This is a genomic window from Luteimonas rhizosphaerae (assembly GCF_002849595.1).
In the GTDB taxonomy this organism is placed as follows: Bacteria; Pseudomonadota; Gammaproteobacteria; order Xanthomonadales; family Xanthomonadaceae; genus Luteimonas; species Luteimonas cellulosilyticus.
The window spans coordinates 470,554-484,458 of sequence record NZ_NRQR01000026.1 but is presented as its reverse complement, the minus strand read 5'-3'; the positions used below and the strand labels follow the sequence as shown (position 1 = coordinate 484,458).

Sequence of the window (13,905 nt, the reverse complement as noted above, 5' to 3'; positions counted from 1 at the left end):
GCGGATCGCGCCGGATCGTCAGCGGCAGGCCGGCGGCAGCGGGATCGAGCGGTTGCAGGAAAGCCAGCTTGCGTGCGCGTGGCAAGCGCTTGAGCGCCCATTCCGCGCGCGAGGCGGCGGCGCGGTCCGGATACGCGCGCGTGGCCAGCAGCCGCGCCGGCGGGTTGGCGCGCGTGTACTTCGCGCCCTTGCCGCCGGCATGCGCGAGCAGCCGCGCGCCGACATCGTTGGTGATGCCGGCGTAGTAGCTGCCGTTGCGGCATTCGAGCAGGTAGACGAACCAGGGCGGCGACGCGGACATGCCGCGATTATCCGCACGCGCGCCGCCGCGGGAAGTGCCGCGTGCTCAGCGGTCGAGGCGGCCGAACGAGAACAGGGCGGCCAGCGGATGCGACCGGCGCTCGATCGCTGCGCGCACGATGCCCGCGCCCAGCATCGAATACGTGATGCCGTTGCCGCCGTAGGCCATCGCGAAATGCACGCGCGGGCCCGAATCGGCATGCGCGCCGAAGAACGGCAGCCCGTCGGCCGTTTCGGCGAACGTGCCCGCCCACGAGAACGCCGGCGTCAGCTCAAGGTCCGGCCACAACGCGGCGACCTTCTTCAGCAGCGTGCGCGCCTTCTTCTCGACGCGCGCGTCGCGGCGCGCCGGCACGTCGACGTGGTCGTCCTCGCCGCCGATCAGCAGGCGGCCGTCGCCGGTGCTGCGCAGGTAGAGGTAGGGCCGCGCCGATTCCCATACCAGCGTGTCGGCCAGCGGTCCGAGCACGTCGGGGGCGATCGGATCGGTGATGAAGGCGTAGCTGCTGCGGTTGCGCGCGACGCTGGGCTTGAGCCAGCGCTGGTTCGCGTAACCGGCCGCGAGCACGACGTGCTTGGCGCGCAGCTGCAGGCCGGCCGGCGTCTCGAGCACCACGCCGCGCGACGTCGCCTGGATCGCATCGATGGTCGTGCGGTCGAACACGGCCGCGCCGCGCTTCTCCAGCCGCATCAGCAGCCGGTAGGCGAAGCGGTACGGGTCGACGCGCGCGCCGAGCCGGCTGAGCAGCGCGGCCGGCGCGTCGAATCCGAACCGGTCGCGGATGTCGTCCGGCGCCAGCCAGTCGATGTCGAAGCCATGGCGCCGGCGCAGCGCGAGCTCCTCGCGCAGGGCCGCCACGTCGCGCCGGCGGCTGGCGTAGTACAGGCTCTCGTTGCGGGCGAAATCGACGTCGCGCACGTCGCGGGCCCTGTCGTGCAGCATGCCGATCGCGTCGGCGCAGGCGCGGTAGGCCAGCGCCGCGTCGGCCTCTCCGTACTGCCTGGCCAGATCGACCATGTGGGTATCGATCTCGTACTGCAGCAGCGCGGTGCTCGCGGCGGTGCTGCCCCACCCGACGTCGCGCTGCTCGACGACGGCGACCTCGTGGCCATGCGCGGCCAGCTCGTCGGCGATCAGCGCGCCCGTGATGCCGCCACCGACGACGACGACGTCGCAGCGGTGGTGATCGGACATTGCCGGGAACGCATGCATGAGGCCGTTGTTGACGGCCCAGTACGGGTAGCCACTCTTCAGATCCATAGGTCGCATGCTCGGTCAGCGCCGACCGGAAGGCCGGGGTCGCGGGAGCATAGCGGCCGCGCGCGGGACGTGGTGAGGCCCTGCGCGTCCCGGCCCGGAGCCAGCCACTACACTGCCCAGCCCCCGCTTCCTTCGCCGCCCGCATGTCGCGTTCCCCCGTTTCCGCCGTGACCCACCCACCGCCTTCCGGCACCGGCGACTGGGACGTCATCGTCATCGGCGCCGGCGCTGCCGGGCTGATGGCGGCGATCGCGGCGGGCCAGCGCGGCCGGCGCGTGCTGGTGCTCGACCATGCGAACAAGGTCGGCAAGAAGATCCTGATGTCGGGCGGCGGGCACTGCAATTTCACCAATACCGGCACTACCCCGGCGCAGTACCTGTCGGCGAATCCGCATTTCTGCAAGTCGGCGCTGGCGCGCTACACGCCGCAGGATTTCATCGACCTCGTCGATCGCCACGGCATCGCCTGGCACGAGAAGGAACTGGGCCAGCTGTTCTGTGACGGCGCGTCGAAGCAGATCGTGCAGCTGCTGCTCGACGAAGCTGACGGGGCGGGCGTGGAGGTGCGCACGCACTGCGCGGTGCAGCCGCCGCGTCGCGGCGATGGCGGCTTCGTGCTCGACACCGCGATCGGCACGCTGCGCTGCGCGTCGCTGATCGTCGCGACCGGCGGCCTGTCGATCCCGAGCATGGGCGCGACCGGGTTCGGTTACGACGTCGCCCAGCAGTTCGGCCATACCCTGCTGCCCACGCGCGCCGGCCTGGTGCCGCTGACGCTCAGCGGCAAGCACCAGGAACGGCTGGGTGCGCTCTCGGGCGTCGCGCTCGACGTCGAGGCCGGTTGCAACGGTGCGAACTTCCGCAACCGCATGCTGATCACCCATCGCGGCCTCAGCGGCCCGGCGATCCTGCAGATCTCCTCCTACTGGCAGCCCGGCGACGCTCTGCGCCTCGACCTGCTGCCCGGACGTGATGCGCTGGCGTGGCTGCAGGCGCAGCAGGCGGAGCGTCCGGGCACCGAGCTCAAGAACGTGCTCGCCGACCTGATGCCGCGCCGCTTCGCCCAGCGCCTGTGCGAGGTGTGGATCGCCAACCGGCCGATGAAGCAGTACACCCCGCCGCAGCTGCAGGACACCGCCGCGCTGCTGCAGGCCTGGCCGCTGGTCGCCAGCGGCACCGAGGGCTACCGCACGGCCGAAGTGACGCTGGGCGGTGTCGACACGAACAGCGTGTCGTCGCGGACGATGGAATCGCGGCACGTGCCGGGGCTGTACTTCGTCGGCGAAGTGCTCGACGTGACCGGCTGGCTCGGCGGCTACAACTTCCAGTGGGCCTGGGCGTCGGGCGTGGCGGCCGGCGAGGTCGCCTGACGCGGCGTGTGTCGTTGGTTCCCGATTCGGCAATGCGCTTGCAGGCGCGCCGGCTGGACTTCTTTCGAATGCGCCTCGGCGCCAGACCCACCCCCAATGCAGACGTGGAAAAGCGCGCTTGCGCGCGACAGGCGTCTAACGGCCTTCCATCGCCACGCGCTGACGCGACCGAAAGGCCGCACGCATCACGCTGCCTGTGCGTCCGCCCGTGCGCGGCGCGCCCGCACGGCCGCCGCCAGCCGGTCCAGCACCACGCGCGTGGTCGCCCAGTCGATGCAACCGTCGGTGATGCTCTGGCCGTAGACCAGCGCCTGCCCCGGCACCAGCGCCTGCTTGCCGGCGACGAGATGGCTTTCGATCATCACGCCGACGATTCGGCCCTCGCCGCCGGCGAGCTGGCGCGCGATGTCGTCGACGACCGCCGGCTGGTTCTCGTGCCGCTTGCCGCTGTTGGCATGACTGGCGTCGATCATCAGCGCCGGCCGTAACCCCTGCGCGACCAGCACCTGCGCCGCCGCATCGACATGCGCCGCGTCGTAGTTCGGCTGGACGCCGCCGCGCAGGATCACGTGGCAATCCGGATTGCCGGCCGTCGTGGCGATCGCGCTGCGGCCGTCCTTGGTCACGGCCAGGAAATGATGCGGATGCGATGCCGCGCCGACCGCGTCGACGGCGATGCGCACGTCCCCGCCGGTGCCGTTCTTGAAGCCGACCGGACACGACAGCCCCGACGCCATCTCGCGATGCACCTGGCTCTCGGTCGTGCGCGCCCCGATCGCGCCCCAGGCCACGAGATCGGCGAGGTACTGCGGCGAGATCGTGTCGAGGAATTCGACCCCGGCGGGCAGGCCGAGCCGGTTGATGTCGCGCAGCAGACCGCGCGCCAGCCGCAGGCCGTCGTTGATGCGGAAGCTGCCGTCCAGTCCGGGATCGTTGATCAGGCCCTTCCAGCCGATCGTCGTGCGCGGTTTTTCGAAGTACACCCGCATCACCAGTTCCAGCGCATCGCCGAGTTGCGCGCGCAAGGGCTGCAGGCGACGCGCGTAGTCCAGCGCGGCCTCGGGATCGTGGATCGAACACGGACCGACGACGACGATCAGCCGGTCGTCGTGGCCGTGGAGGATGGCGTGGCAGGCCTCGCGTGCATCGGCCACGGTGGTCGAGGCGAGTTCGTCGCAGGGCAGCGCGTCGAGCAGTGCGGCCGGCGTGGCCAGCGGTTGCAGGGCGCGGATGCGCAGATCGTCGGTATGGGGGGCCATCTGGTGTCTCCGGGAGATCGGGGCGATGGCGGCCACAAAAAAACCGCCAGGGGTGCTGGCGGCTGTCGGGATGCGTCTGAACCGTTGCTCAGGTCACGCGCACGCCGTCCTCCGCCGGAGGGTCGGGAATCGTGCGTACCAATACGAGCGGGCGCGGACGGCGGTCATCGGCGGACTTGATACCACGCGTCGCCCGCGACGCCTACCGTTTCATCTGCGACCAGCTGCAGCCGGGCCGGCGCTTCAGTCGGCATCGGGCAGCAGCGCGGGCCGCGACTCGTACCAGTCGCGCGCACCGGCGACGTGCAGCGTACGATCGCCGTCGTCGAGTTCGACGCCGAGCCCGAGCACGCCCCAGCGCGCATAGAGATCGCCGGTCGGATCGCCGCCGGCGATGCGCAGGCGCGCCTGCAGGTCGATCCGGTCGTTGCTGGCCGCGATGCGGTCGAACACGACCTCGTCGTCGCGGATGCGCAGCCGGCCGGTCGCGCGGGTCTCGCCGGAATCGACCAGGTCGCCGATCCAGCGCGGAAAGGCGCTGCGCTCGGCGAACAGGTCCAGCAGCACGCTGACGTCCTTCATGTCGAGGCGTCCGCGGCCATCGATCTGCAGCGGCTCGCGCCAGTCCAGCGTGGCATCGTCGAGCCCGAAGCGCGCCCACCACAGCGCATCGTCGCCGCCCTCGACGCGCACGCCGTCGACGCGCAGATCGAAACCTTCCAGCGCGTAGCGGCGTCCGGTCTTCTGCAAGCGCGCCAGCCGGCTGTCGATCTGCAGGTTGCCCGACAGGCGCGACGGCCCGAGTGCGATGCGCGCCTGTTCGCCCTGCAACTGCACGCGCCCGGTGACCATCTCGCCGGCCGCATCGAGCGACAGGTCGCCGCTCGCCGCACCCGTCCCGCCGAGCAGGCGCGCACTGCGTTCGGGCAGGTAGCGGTTGTAGGCCCGCAGATCCGGGACTTCGGCATCGTCGAAACGCAGCCGCGCCTGCAGGTCCTCGTGGAACCGCGCGAGGTCGCCGGTCGACACGAGATCCAGGCGCAGGTCGCGACCGCGCAGGTACAGCGTGTCGGGCGCCGCGCCGGACGCGAGCGCGAAGCGGTCCGCGACGATGTCGATCGCCGTGCGCAGGCCCGCATCGGCGTCGCGCGTCACCCGGCCGGCCGCGTGCGCGGTCCCGGTGAAGACGTTGTCCAGGATGCCGGCGCGCATCTGCGCGGCGGGAATCGCGAACGTGCTGCCCTCGACGATCTCGCCGTGGTCGAGTCGCAGATCGGCCTCGATGTCGGCCGCGCCGTCGAGCGTCAGCCAGCCCTGCCCGGTCAGCATCGCGTCGATCCACCGCAGGCTCGCGAAGCGCCACTGCAGGTCGACCGTACCCGACAACGCCCGCACCGGCGCGAGCCAGTCGTCGGGATCGATGCGGCGGTCCTCGACCTGCAGATCGGCGCGCAGGCGGGTGGGATTCTCGTCCTGCGGCGGCACGCGCGCGGCGACCGCGATGCCGCTGCGATCCACGCGCAGCGCCGTCCGCATCGCGGCCCAGCACCTGCGTCGCCCAGTCGAGCCGGCTGCCCGGCATCAGCACGCCGCGTTCCATCGTCAGATCGGCGCTCACGCGGCCGGCTTCGGCGCGGACGGCGATCGGCAGGGCCTGGTCGTCGCGCGCCTCCAGGTCGATGCCGGGCGCGCGGCCGTCGACACGCAGGTGCGCATCGAGCAGGACCAGCTTCTCCTCGCCTTCCGCCTGCTCGCGCAGGTGCGGCGGGATGGCGATGTCGAAGTCGAGCTGCGCGTCCTCGGTCAACGTGATGCCCGCGACCGACAGCGCGGCGTCGGGCATCGTCAGCGACGAGGGCCGCACTTCCATCGGGCCACCGGCCAGCGTCTTGGCGAACGCGAACCGCGCCTCGCCGGTGCCGGTCACGCGCGCCTCGTAGAAATCCAGACGCCGCAGGCTGGGCGTGGTGATCGCATCGAAATGGAAGACCCACGGCGACTTGCCGGGCCGCTTCGTCGACGGCAGGTCTATGGACGCGCGCCCGACGAAGACCGAGACGTCGCGCGCATCGATCGTGCCGAAGCGCACCTGCTTCGCCAGCAGCGGCAGCAGCTTGATCCGGCCGTCGGCGACGGGCGCGGCGGCGGTCCAGCGCGTGGTGCGCGCATGCCCGCCCATGAGGATGCCGCGCGCATGGATGTGACCGGGATACAGGCTCATCGCCCAGTCCCACTGCGCGTGGTAGCGCTCCGGCTTGCGGTTGATCACCGACTCGCCGAGCGCGGTATTGAGGAAGACGTTGGCGGCGATCAGGTACAGCCCGTACAGCACGACCGCGACGAGCGCGGCACGACGCAGGCCGCGCCGATGGGCGCGGATCCAGTGGGCAGGAGCGGTGGACATGGCACCAGCATCGCCGATCGGCGGTGACGGTCGCCTGCACGGTGATGCGTGCAAGCCCACCCAAGGCGCGGCTGCGGCCGCTTCATTGCCCCCGCGCGCACGATCCGCGCACGCCCCACGGTGGCGGGACATCCGGGGCGACGGGCGATGCGCGCGGCGTGCGCGGGAACGCCTTCCGCGGTGATCGAACGCGTCCGGCCTTCGCCGCCGACGCACGGCGACCGCCGCGGCGTCTCTGGCGCCAAAGAAAAAACCCCGCCTTTCGGCGGGGTTTCTCGTCTCACGGTGCAACGGGATGGGGCGGGATCAGAAATCCATGCCGCCCATGCCGCCCATGCCGCCGCCGCCCGGCATCGCCGGCTCTTCCTTCTTCGGCAGCTCGGCGACCATCGCTTCGGTCGTGATCATCAGACCGGCGATCGAGGCTGCGTTCTGCAGCGCCGAACGCGTGACCTTGGTCGGGTCCAGAATGCCGAAGACGCTCGGCTCTTCACCGCAGTTGGTGACGATCTCGCGCAGCGGCGCTTCCATCGCACGCAGGGCGATGATGATGCCGTGGTTCTGGTCTTCGTTCGCGCCCTTGAGCTCGCCGATCGCCTGCAGCGCGCGCACCAGCGCCACGCCACCACCGGGGACCACGCCTTCTTCGACCGCTGCACGCGTGGCGTGCAGGGCGTCTTCGACGCGGGCCTTCTTTTCCTTCATCTCGATCTCGGTCGAGGCACCGACCTTGATCACCGCAACGCCGCCGGCCAGCTTGGCCACGCGCTCCTGCAGCTTCTCGCGGTCGTAATCGGACGAGGTGTCCTCGATCTGGGCCTTGATCTGCTTGATGCGGCCTTCGATCGACGAGGTGTCGCCGGCGCCGTCGATGATCGTGGTGTTCTCCTTCGAGACCTGGATCTTCTTGGCGCGACCGAGGTCGGCGATGGTCGCCTTCTCGAGCGTCAGGCCGACTTCCTCGGAGATCACGGTGCCGCCGGTCAGGGTGGCCATGTCTTCGAGCATCGCCTTGCGACGGTCGCCGAAGCCCGGCGCCTTGACGGCGCAGACCTTGACGATGCCGCGGATCGTGTTGACGACCAGGGTCGCCAGCGCTTCGCCTTCGACTTCCTCGGCGACGATCAGCAGCGGCTTGCCGGCCTTGGCCACGCCTTCGAGCACGGGCAGCAGGTCACGGACGTTCGAGATCTTCTTGTCGTACAGCAGGATGAAGGGGTCATCCAGCTCGGCCGACATCGACTGCTGGTTGTTGACGAAGTACGGCGACAGGTAGCCGCGGTCGAACTGCATGCCCTCGACGACGTCGAGCTCGTTGTCCAGGCCCGAGCCTTCTTCGACCGTGATCACGCCTTCCTTGCCGACCTTCTTCATCGCGTCGGCGATGATCGTGCCGATCGACTCGTCCGAGTTGGCGGAGATCGTGCCGACCTGGGCGATCGCCTTGTCGTCGGCCGTCGGCTTGGACAGCTTCTTGAGCTCGGCGACGGCGGCCACGACGGCCTTGTCGATGCCGCGCTTGAGGTCCATCGGGTTCATGCCGGCCGCAACGGCCTTGGAGCCTTCGCGGATCAGCGCCTGCGCCAGCACGGTCGCGGTGGTGGTGCCGTCACCGGCGTTGTCGGAGGTCTTGGACGCGACTTCCTTCACCATCTGCGCGCCCATGTTCTCGAACTTGTCGGCCAGCTCGATTTCCTTCGCGACGGACACGCCGTCCTTGGTGATCGTCGGCGCGCCGAAGCTCTTCTCGAGCACGACGTTGCGGCCCTTCGGGCCCAGGGTTGCCTTGACGGCATTGGCGAGCACGTTCACGCCGCGCACCATCTTGGAACGCGCGTCTTCGCCGAAGCGGATTTCCTTCGCAGCCATTGCGGTATTACCTCAGAAGTTGAATTGGGGTGGGACTGGCGGGCAGCGCCCGCCGGAGGCGATCAGGGAGTCGCGCGGGCACGGTGCCCGCCGCGGATCAACCGACGATCGCGAGGATGTCGTCTTCCTTGACGATCTTGTATTCGATGCCATCGGCCTTGTAGGCGCTGCCCGAGTACTGGCCGTAGATGACCTGGTCGCCGACCTTGACCTTCGGCGCGCGGAGGCTGCCGTTGTCGAGGGCCTTGCCTTCGCCGACGGCGACGACTTCACCCTTGGTGGGCTTTTCCTTGGCGTTGTCGGGGATCAGGATGCCGCCCGCCGACTTTTCCTCGGCTTCGATCGGCTTGATCACGATGCGGTCGTACAGCGGCTTCAGATTGCTCATTTCAACCCTCTCTAAGTGATTGATTGTGAAGAAAACAGATGGCGATTTTAGCACTCGCACAGGGCGACTGCCAGAACCGCGGATGCAGAAAGCCCGGAACGCCGGGACCGCTCGGAGATGGGGACGCGGGGTCGGCTTACAAGGGGGCCGGCGCAGATCGGCGCCGGCAGGTGGCCGGGGCCGTCAGCGGAAACGCCAGGTCGCCAGGAGCATCGTCTCGCCGTCGTTGGGCTGATGCAGGCTGGCGTTGGAGATGTGCCGCGCGAGCAGCGCGAAGCGCTGCCAGCGCCACCCAACGGTGCTGACGAACTGCGGATTGCCCGACAGCGCGTCGGTCCTGCCGAACTGCACGCCCGCACCGAAGCCGGCGACGAAACCGTTGTCGCGTTCGTAGCGCAGGCCGCCGTGGACGACACCGGCGTCTTCTTCGAGATCGAAGCGGGTGTTGTCGCGCCCGTTGACGTAGATGGCGCCGACATCCCAGCGCAGCGCGCCGTTGGCGGTGCGGCGCCACTCGGGCAACCAGGCCACGGAGGCGACGAAGGTCGTCGTGTTGTCGCGGGTCGCCGATGCACCGGCGCCGACTTCGATCGGCGCCTGGGCGACGGCGGACAGGGGCGCGGCGGCGAGGAGCGCGGCACACAGCGCAAAGCGGAGGGTGTGAAGTGTCATGGTCGGGGGCGGCGTCTGGCGATCCGTAATAATACCGGTCAGTTCAGTAATTGACAGGCCGGCGTGCGCGGCAGGATCGGGACGCACCGTTCGTCGTGTGGCGACAGGGGGCAGCGCGGGTCCACGCGCCGCCGACGGCGAACGGCTGAGCCGGACCCGAATCGCGGGGACCGGGCAGGCCGCGCCGACGGAACCGGCCTGCGATACTGGGGCGATGACACCGTCTTTCCCTGCCAGCGCAGCCCCTGCCGTCGCGCGATTCCAGCCCCACCGTGCCCGTCCGCCGCATGGCGCGCTTCGATGCGCCGGCCTGCTGCATCGCTGTCGCCGCCTGGTCGCCCTGGCCCTGCTGCTGTTCGCCGCGGCGCCGGCGCTGGCGATCGATTTCGACGATGTGCTGCCGGTCGACGAGGCGCTGTCGGTCTCCGCACAGGCGGTGGGCCGGGACAGGATCGAGATCCGCTGGCGGATCGCCGACGGCTACTACCTCTACCGGCACCGCACCGCGGCACGGGTGCCGGCCGGCGATTTCGGCGCGGCGACCCTGCAACTGCCCGACGGCCGCAAGCATCACGACGAGTTCTTCGGCGATGTCGAGACCTATCGCGGCGCGCTCGTCGCCACGCTGCCCGGGCAGGCCGCGGATGGGATCCGCCGTGTCGCGCTGGAGGTCAAGTACCAGGGCTGCGCGGATCTGGGCATCTGCTATCCGCCGCAGACGCGCACGCTGCAGGTCGCGCTGCCGCCAGCGACCGGCGCCGCCGACCGCGGTTTCGCCGCGCTCGGCCGCACGCTCGGCAGCGCGGCGGGTGCGCCGGGTGCAGCGCCGACGCTGCTCGGTGTTGGCGACGCGCTGCCGCCGGAGCAGGCCTTCGGCTTCGAAGCGATCGCGGGGGACGGCGACACCGTGCTGCTGCGCTTCACCCCGGCCCGCGGTTACTACCTCTACCAGGACCGCAACGAATTCCGCATCGCCGGCGCCGACGGCATCCGCGCCGGCGCGCCGCGCTGGCCGCCCGGCAAGGCGCACCACGACGCGCATTTCGGCGACGTCACCGTGTATTTCGACCAGGTCGACGTGCCGCTGCCGCTGGTGCGGACCCGCGCCGACGCGGCCGACGTCACTGTCATCGCGACCTTCCAGGGCTGCCAGGCCGATGGCATCTGCTATCCGCCGATGACGCGCACCGTGCCGGTGTCGCTGCCCGCCGGGCGCGTCAAGGCATCCGACGCGGAGGCGACCACCCCCCGCCGGCGGCAGCGACATCGCCGCCCTGCCGTCGGCCGCCACCGGCGGCGTGGCCTTGCCGGTCGCGGCCGCGCCTGCCGCGGACGGCGTGGCCCGTGCAGACGCCGGCGCAAGCCCCGCCGGTGCCGCGCTCGACGGCGCACCCGGCACCACCGCCGATCACAACGCCGCGCGCACGCGCCCACCGGTCGCCACCGTCGGCAGCGGCCTGTTCGCGGCGCTCGGGCTCGCGCTGCTCGGCGGCCTGATCCTCAACCTCATGCCCTGCGTGCTGCCGATCCTGTCGCTGAAGGTGCTCGGGCTCGCGCAGAGCGGCGGCAGTCGTGCCAGCGCGCGGCGCCATGCGCTCTGGTACACGGCGGGCGTGCTGACCGCGTTCGCCGCGATCGGCGCGCTGGTCATCGGCCTGCGCGCGGCCGGACAGGCGGCGGGCTGGGGCTTCCAGCTGCAGCAGCCGGGCTTCGTCGCAGCGCTGGTCTATCTGATGTTCGCGGTCGGCCTGAGCCTGTCGGGTGTGTTCACGCTCGGCGGGCGGGTCGGCAACCTCGGCCAGTCGCTCGCGGCGCGCACCGGGCCGGCCGGCGACTTCTTCACCGGCGTGCTGGCCTGCGTCGTCGCCAGCCCGTGCATCGCGCCGTTCATGGGCGGCGCACTGGCGTTCGCCTTTACCGCGTCGGCGCCGATGGCGCTGGCCGTCTTCCTGATGCTCGGCCTCGGCCTGGCACTGCCGTTCCTGGTCATCGGCCTGGTCCCGGCGCTGGCCGACCGCCTGCCGAAACCCGGCGCCTGGATGGAGACCCTGAAGCAGCTGCTGGCGTTTCCGATGTACCTGACCGCGCTCTGGCTGGCCTGGGTGCTCGGCAAGCAGCGCGGCGTGGATGCGATGGGCCTGCTGCTCGCCGGCCTGACGCTGTTCGCGCTGGGCCTGTGGTGGTTCGAGCGGCGCCGCTGGACCGGTGGCGGGCTCGCCCGCGGTCTCGCGCTGGCGTTCGTGTGCGCGGCCCTCGTGCTGCCGGTCGTCGCGGTCTCGCGCCTGCCGCCACCGGCGGCGCTGGCGCCGACCGACAGCGCACAGGTCGCCTATTCCGCCGACCGCCTGCAGGCGCTGCGCGCTGCCGGCACGCCGGTCTTCGTCAACATGACCGCCGACTGGTGCGTCACCTGCAAGGCCAACGAACGCCGGGTGCTGTCGGGCGCCGTCTTCCATGACGCGCTCGCCGGCGCCGGCGCGACCTACATGGTCGGCGACTGGACCAATGTCGATGCGGAGATCGGCGCCTTCCTCGAGGCCCACGGCGCGGTCGGGGTGCCGCTGTACGTGGTGTACCCGGCCGGCGGCGGCGCGGGTGCGGTGCTGCCGCCGGTGCTCAGCGACGCGATCGTCGTCGACGCGCTGGAGGCGGCGCGATGAAGTTCGGGCCATGGGTCGTGGTGGTCATCGCGGTGCTGGCCGGCGGCCTCGGCGTGCTGGTCAGCCTGTTCGTCGGAGGGCCCGGCCCGCTGCTCGGCACCGAGACCGGACAGCGCCTGTACAACGACGCGATCCGCGCGGCCGCACCGGCGCCCCCGGCCGGGGTGACCATGGCGAACCGCGGCGAGGCGATCCCGGCGATCGAGGTCGCCGCGCTCGAGGGCCCGCTGGTCCGCCTGCCGGGCGACTACGCCGGCCGCCCCGTGCTGATCAACCTGTGGGCCAGCTGGTGCGGCCCCTGCATCGAGGAAATGCCGGAGCTCGACCGCTTCGCCCGCGAACAGGGCGCGAACGGCGTCCAGGTGCTGGGGATCGCGCTCGACGATGCCGAGGCCGTCCGCGCCTTCCTGCAGCGGGTGCCGGTCGAGTACCGGATCGCGATCGACGCACCCGGCACCGCCGACGCCGGCGTGCGGCTGGGTAATCCGCGCGGCGTGCTGCCCTATACCGCGCTCGTCTCGGCCGAGGGCGTGCTGCTGAAGCAGCGGATCGGGCCGTTCGAACACGGCGAGATCGACGGCTGGGTCGCCGACTGACCGACGCAACTCAAACGCTCGTTTAAAATCGTCAAACGTCGGCGAACTGGACACCATCGGAGACATCCCGCAGACTTCGCGCACGTCCGGTCCTGCGATTCCGATGCCGAAGCTTCTCGTCCTCCACGGCCCCAATCTCAATCTGCTCGGCAGCCGCGAGCCGACGGTCTACGGCCACACGCCGCTGGCCGAGATCGACGCGATGCTGCAGGCCGCCGCGACTGCAGCCGGCTGCACGCTGGACTGCCTGCAGTCGAACGCCGAGCACGTGCTGGTGGACCGCATCCAGGCCGCGCGCAGCGACGGCACCGCGATGCTGCTGCTCAATCCCGCCGCCTTCACCCACACCAGCGTCGCGATCCGCGATGCACTGGCGGCGGTCGCGCTGCCGTTCATCGAGATCCATCTGTCGAACCCGCACCGGCGCGAGCCGTTCCGTCACAGCAGCTACATGAGCGACCTCGCGGTCGGCGTGATCTGCGGCTTCGGCGCGGACAGCTACCGCTACGCGCTCGATGCGGCGATCGCCCACCTGCGGACCCGCCCCGCCCCCTGACCTTCCGTTCCGCAGCCGGCGTCCGCGCCCGGCCGCTCCGCATTCCGTTTTCGCGCGTCGCGCGACCCAACCGAGAAGAGGCCCAGCATGGACCTGAGAAAGATAAAGAAGCTCATCGACCTGCTCGAAGAGTCGAACCTGACCGAGATCGAGATCAAGGAAGGCGAGGAATCCGTCCGCCTGTCGCGCTCGCAGCACCACGGCGCGCCTGTCGCGTACGCGCAGATGCCGCAGGCCGCCGCGCCGCGCGCGCCCGAACCGGTGATGCCGATGAGCTCGCCCGTCGATGCCGCCACCGGCGGCACGCCCAAGCCCGCCGGCGACGAACTGCCGGCCGGCCAAGTCACCAAGTCGCCGATGGTCGGCACCTATTACGCGTCGCCCGCGCCGGACAAGCCCGCGTTCGTCACCGTCGGCCAGCAGGTCAAGGCCGGCGACACACTGGGCATCATCGAGGCGATGAAGATGTTCAACCCGATCGAAGCCGACACCGCCGGCACCGTCGTCGCGATCCTGTGCGAGAGCGGGCAGCCGGTCGAATTCGACCAGCCGCTGTTCGTGATCGGCTGA

At 70.7% G+C, this 13,905-nt stretch carries 11 protein-coding genes and 2 pseudogenes; 6 read left to right on the top strand and 7 right to left on the bottom strand.

What is annotated here, in order from left to right; translation table 11 throughout:
- Positions 1-37 precede the first annotated feature (37 nt).
- Together CJ022_RS17325 and CJ022_RS15635 are read right to left on the bottom strand one after the other, a co-directional pair.
- Positions 38-301 (bottom strand): annotated as a pseudogene (locus CJ022_RS17325) (GIY-YIG nuclease family protein); the annotation flags it as partial.
- 45 nt (positions 302-346) lie between these two features.
- Entirely contained in the window at positions 347-1,561 is a 1,215-nt protein-coding gene (locus CJ022_RS15635; RefSeq protein WP_101927528.1) for an NAD(P)/FAD-dependent oxidoreductase, read from the bottom strand.
- A gap of 167 nt (positions 1,562-1,728) precedes the next feature.
- Here CJ022_RS15635 and CJ022_RS15630 point away from each other — a divergent pair, with 167 nt between their 5' ends.
- Positions 1,729-2,931: a BaiN/RdsA family NAD(P)/FAD-dependent oxidoreductase gene (locus tag CJ022_RS15630; protein ID WP_255407592.1), complete on the top strand. Its 1,203-nt coding sequence runs from the start codon at positions 1,729-1,731 to the stop codon at positions 2,929-2,931.
- A 185-nt stretch (positions 2,932-3,116) separates the two neighbouring features.
- Here the strand turns inward: CJ022_RS15630 and CJ022_RS15625 are convergent, their stop codons facing one another.
- A complete protein-coding gene (locus tag CJ022_RS15625; protein WP_101927526.1) occupies positions 3,117-4,190 on the bottom strand; it encodes a 3-deoxy-7-phosphoheptulonate synthase in 1,074 nt (357 codons plus the stop codon).
- Between the two features lie 243 nt (positions 4,191-4,433).
- Complete coding sequence (locus CJ022_RS17610; RefSeq protein WP_233198829.1) at positions 4,434-5,726, bottom strand: hypothetical protein; 1,293 nt, start codon at positions 5,724-5,726, stop codon at positions 4,434-4,436.
- Here CJ022_RS17610 and CJ022_RS17605 point away from each other — a divergent pair.
- The gene (locus CJ022_RS17605; RefSeq protein ID WP_233198828.1) at positions 5,692-6,621 is read left to right on the top strand and encodes a hypothetical protein; all 930 of its coding nucleotides are present in this window, start codon (positions 5,692-5,694) and stop codon (positions 6,619-6,621) included. The two genes, CJ022_RS17610 and CJ022_RS17605, sit on opposite strands and share 35 nt — an antisense overlap.
- 279 nt (positions 6,622-6,900) lie before the next feature.
- Here CJ022_RS17605 and groL read toward each other — a convergent pair whose 3' ends face one another.
- The 3 genes from groL to CJ022_RS15605 all read right to left on the bottom strand — a co-directional run bounded on the left by groL (position 6,901) and on the right by CJ022_RS15605 (position 9,523).
- On the bottom strand, positions 6,901-8,463 hold the full coding sequence (gene groL / locus CJ022_RS15615; RefSeq protein WP_101927525.1) for a chaperonin GroEL: 1,563 nt from the start codon (positions 8,461-8,463) through the stop codon (positions 6,901-6,903).
- Between the two features lie 97 nt (positions 8,464-8,560).
- Entirely contained in the window at positions 8,561-8,851 is a 291-nt protein-coding gene (gene groES / locus CJ022_RS15610) for a co-chaperone GroES (protein ID WP_101927524.1), read from the bottom strand.
- 183 nt (positions 8,852-9,034) lie between these two features.
- Positions 9,035-9,523 (bottom strand): acyloxyacyl hydrolase, encoded by a 489-nt coding sequence (locus CJ022_RS15605; RefSeq protein WP_101927523.1) that lies wholly within the window; start codon positions 9,521-9,523, stop codon positions 9,035-9,037.
- A gap of 310 nt (positions 9,524-9,833) precedes the next feature.
- On the opposite strand from CJ022_RS15605, the pseudogene CJ022_RS17600 reads away from it, so the two are divergent.
- The 4 genes and pseudogenes from CJ022_RS17600 to accB all read left to right on the top strand — a co-directional run bounded on the left by CJ022_RS17600 (position 9,834) and on the right by accB (position 13,905).
- A pseudogene (locus tag CJ022_RS17600) lies at positions 9,834-12,183 on the top strand (protein-disulfide reductase DsbD family protein).
- Positions 12,180-12,779 carry a TlpA family protein disulfide reductase gene (locus CJ022_RS15595; protein WP_101927522.1) on the top strand — a complete coding sequence of 200 codons (600 nt, stop codon included), beginning with the start codon at positions 12,180-12,182 and terminating at the stop codon, positions 12,777-12,779. The pseudogene CJ022_RS17600 and the gene CJ022_RS15595 overlap by 4 nt, the downstream one beginning before the upstream one ends.
- A gap of 103 nt (positions 12,780-12,882) precedes the next feature.
- On the top strand, positions 12,883-13,335 hold the full coding sequence (gene aroQ / locus CJ022_RS15590; protein WP_101927521.1) for a type II 3-dehydroquinate dehydratase: 453 nt from the start codon (positions 12,883-12,885) through the stop codon (positions 13,333-13,335).
- A gap of 87 nt (positions 13,336-13,422) precedes the next feature.
- The gene (gene accB, locus CJ022_RS15585; protein WP_101927520.1) at positions 13,423-13,905 is read left to right on the top strand and encodes an acetyl-CoA carboxylase biotin carboxyl carrier protein; all 483 of its coding nucleotides are present in this window, start codon (positions 13,423-13,425) and stop codon (positions 13,903-13,905) included.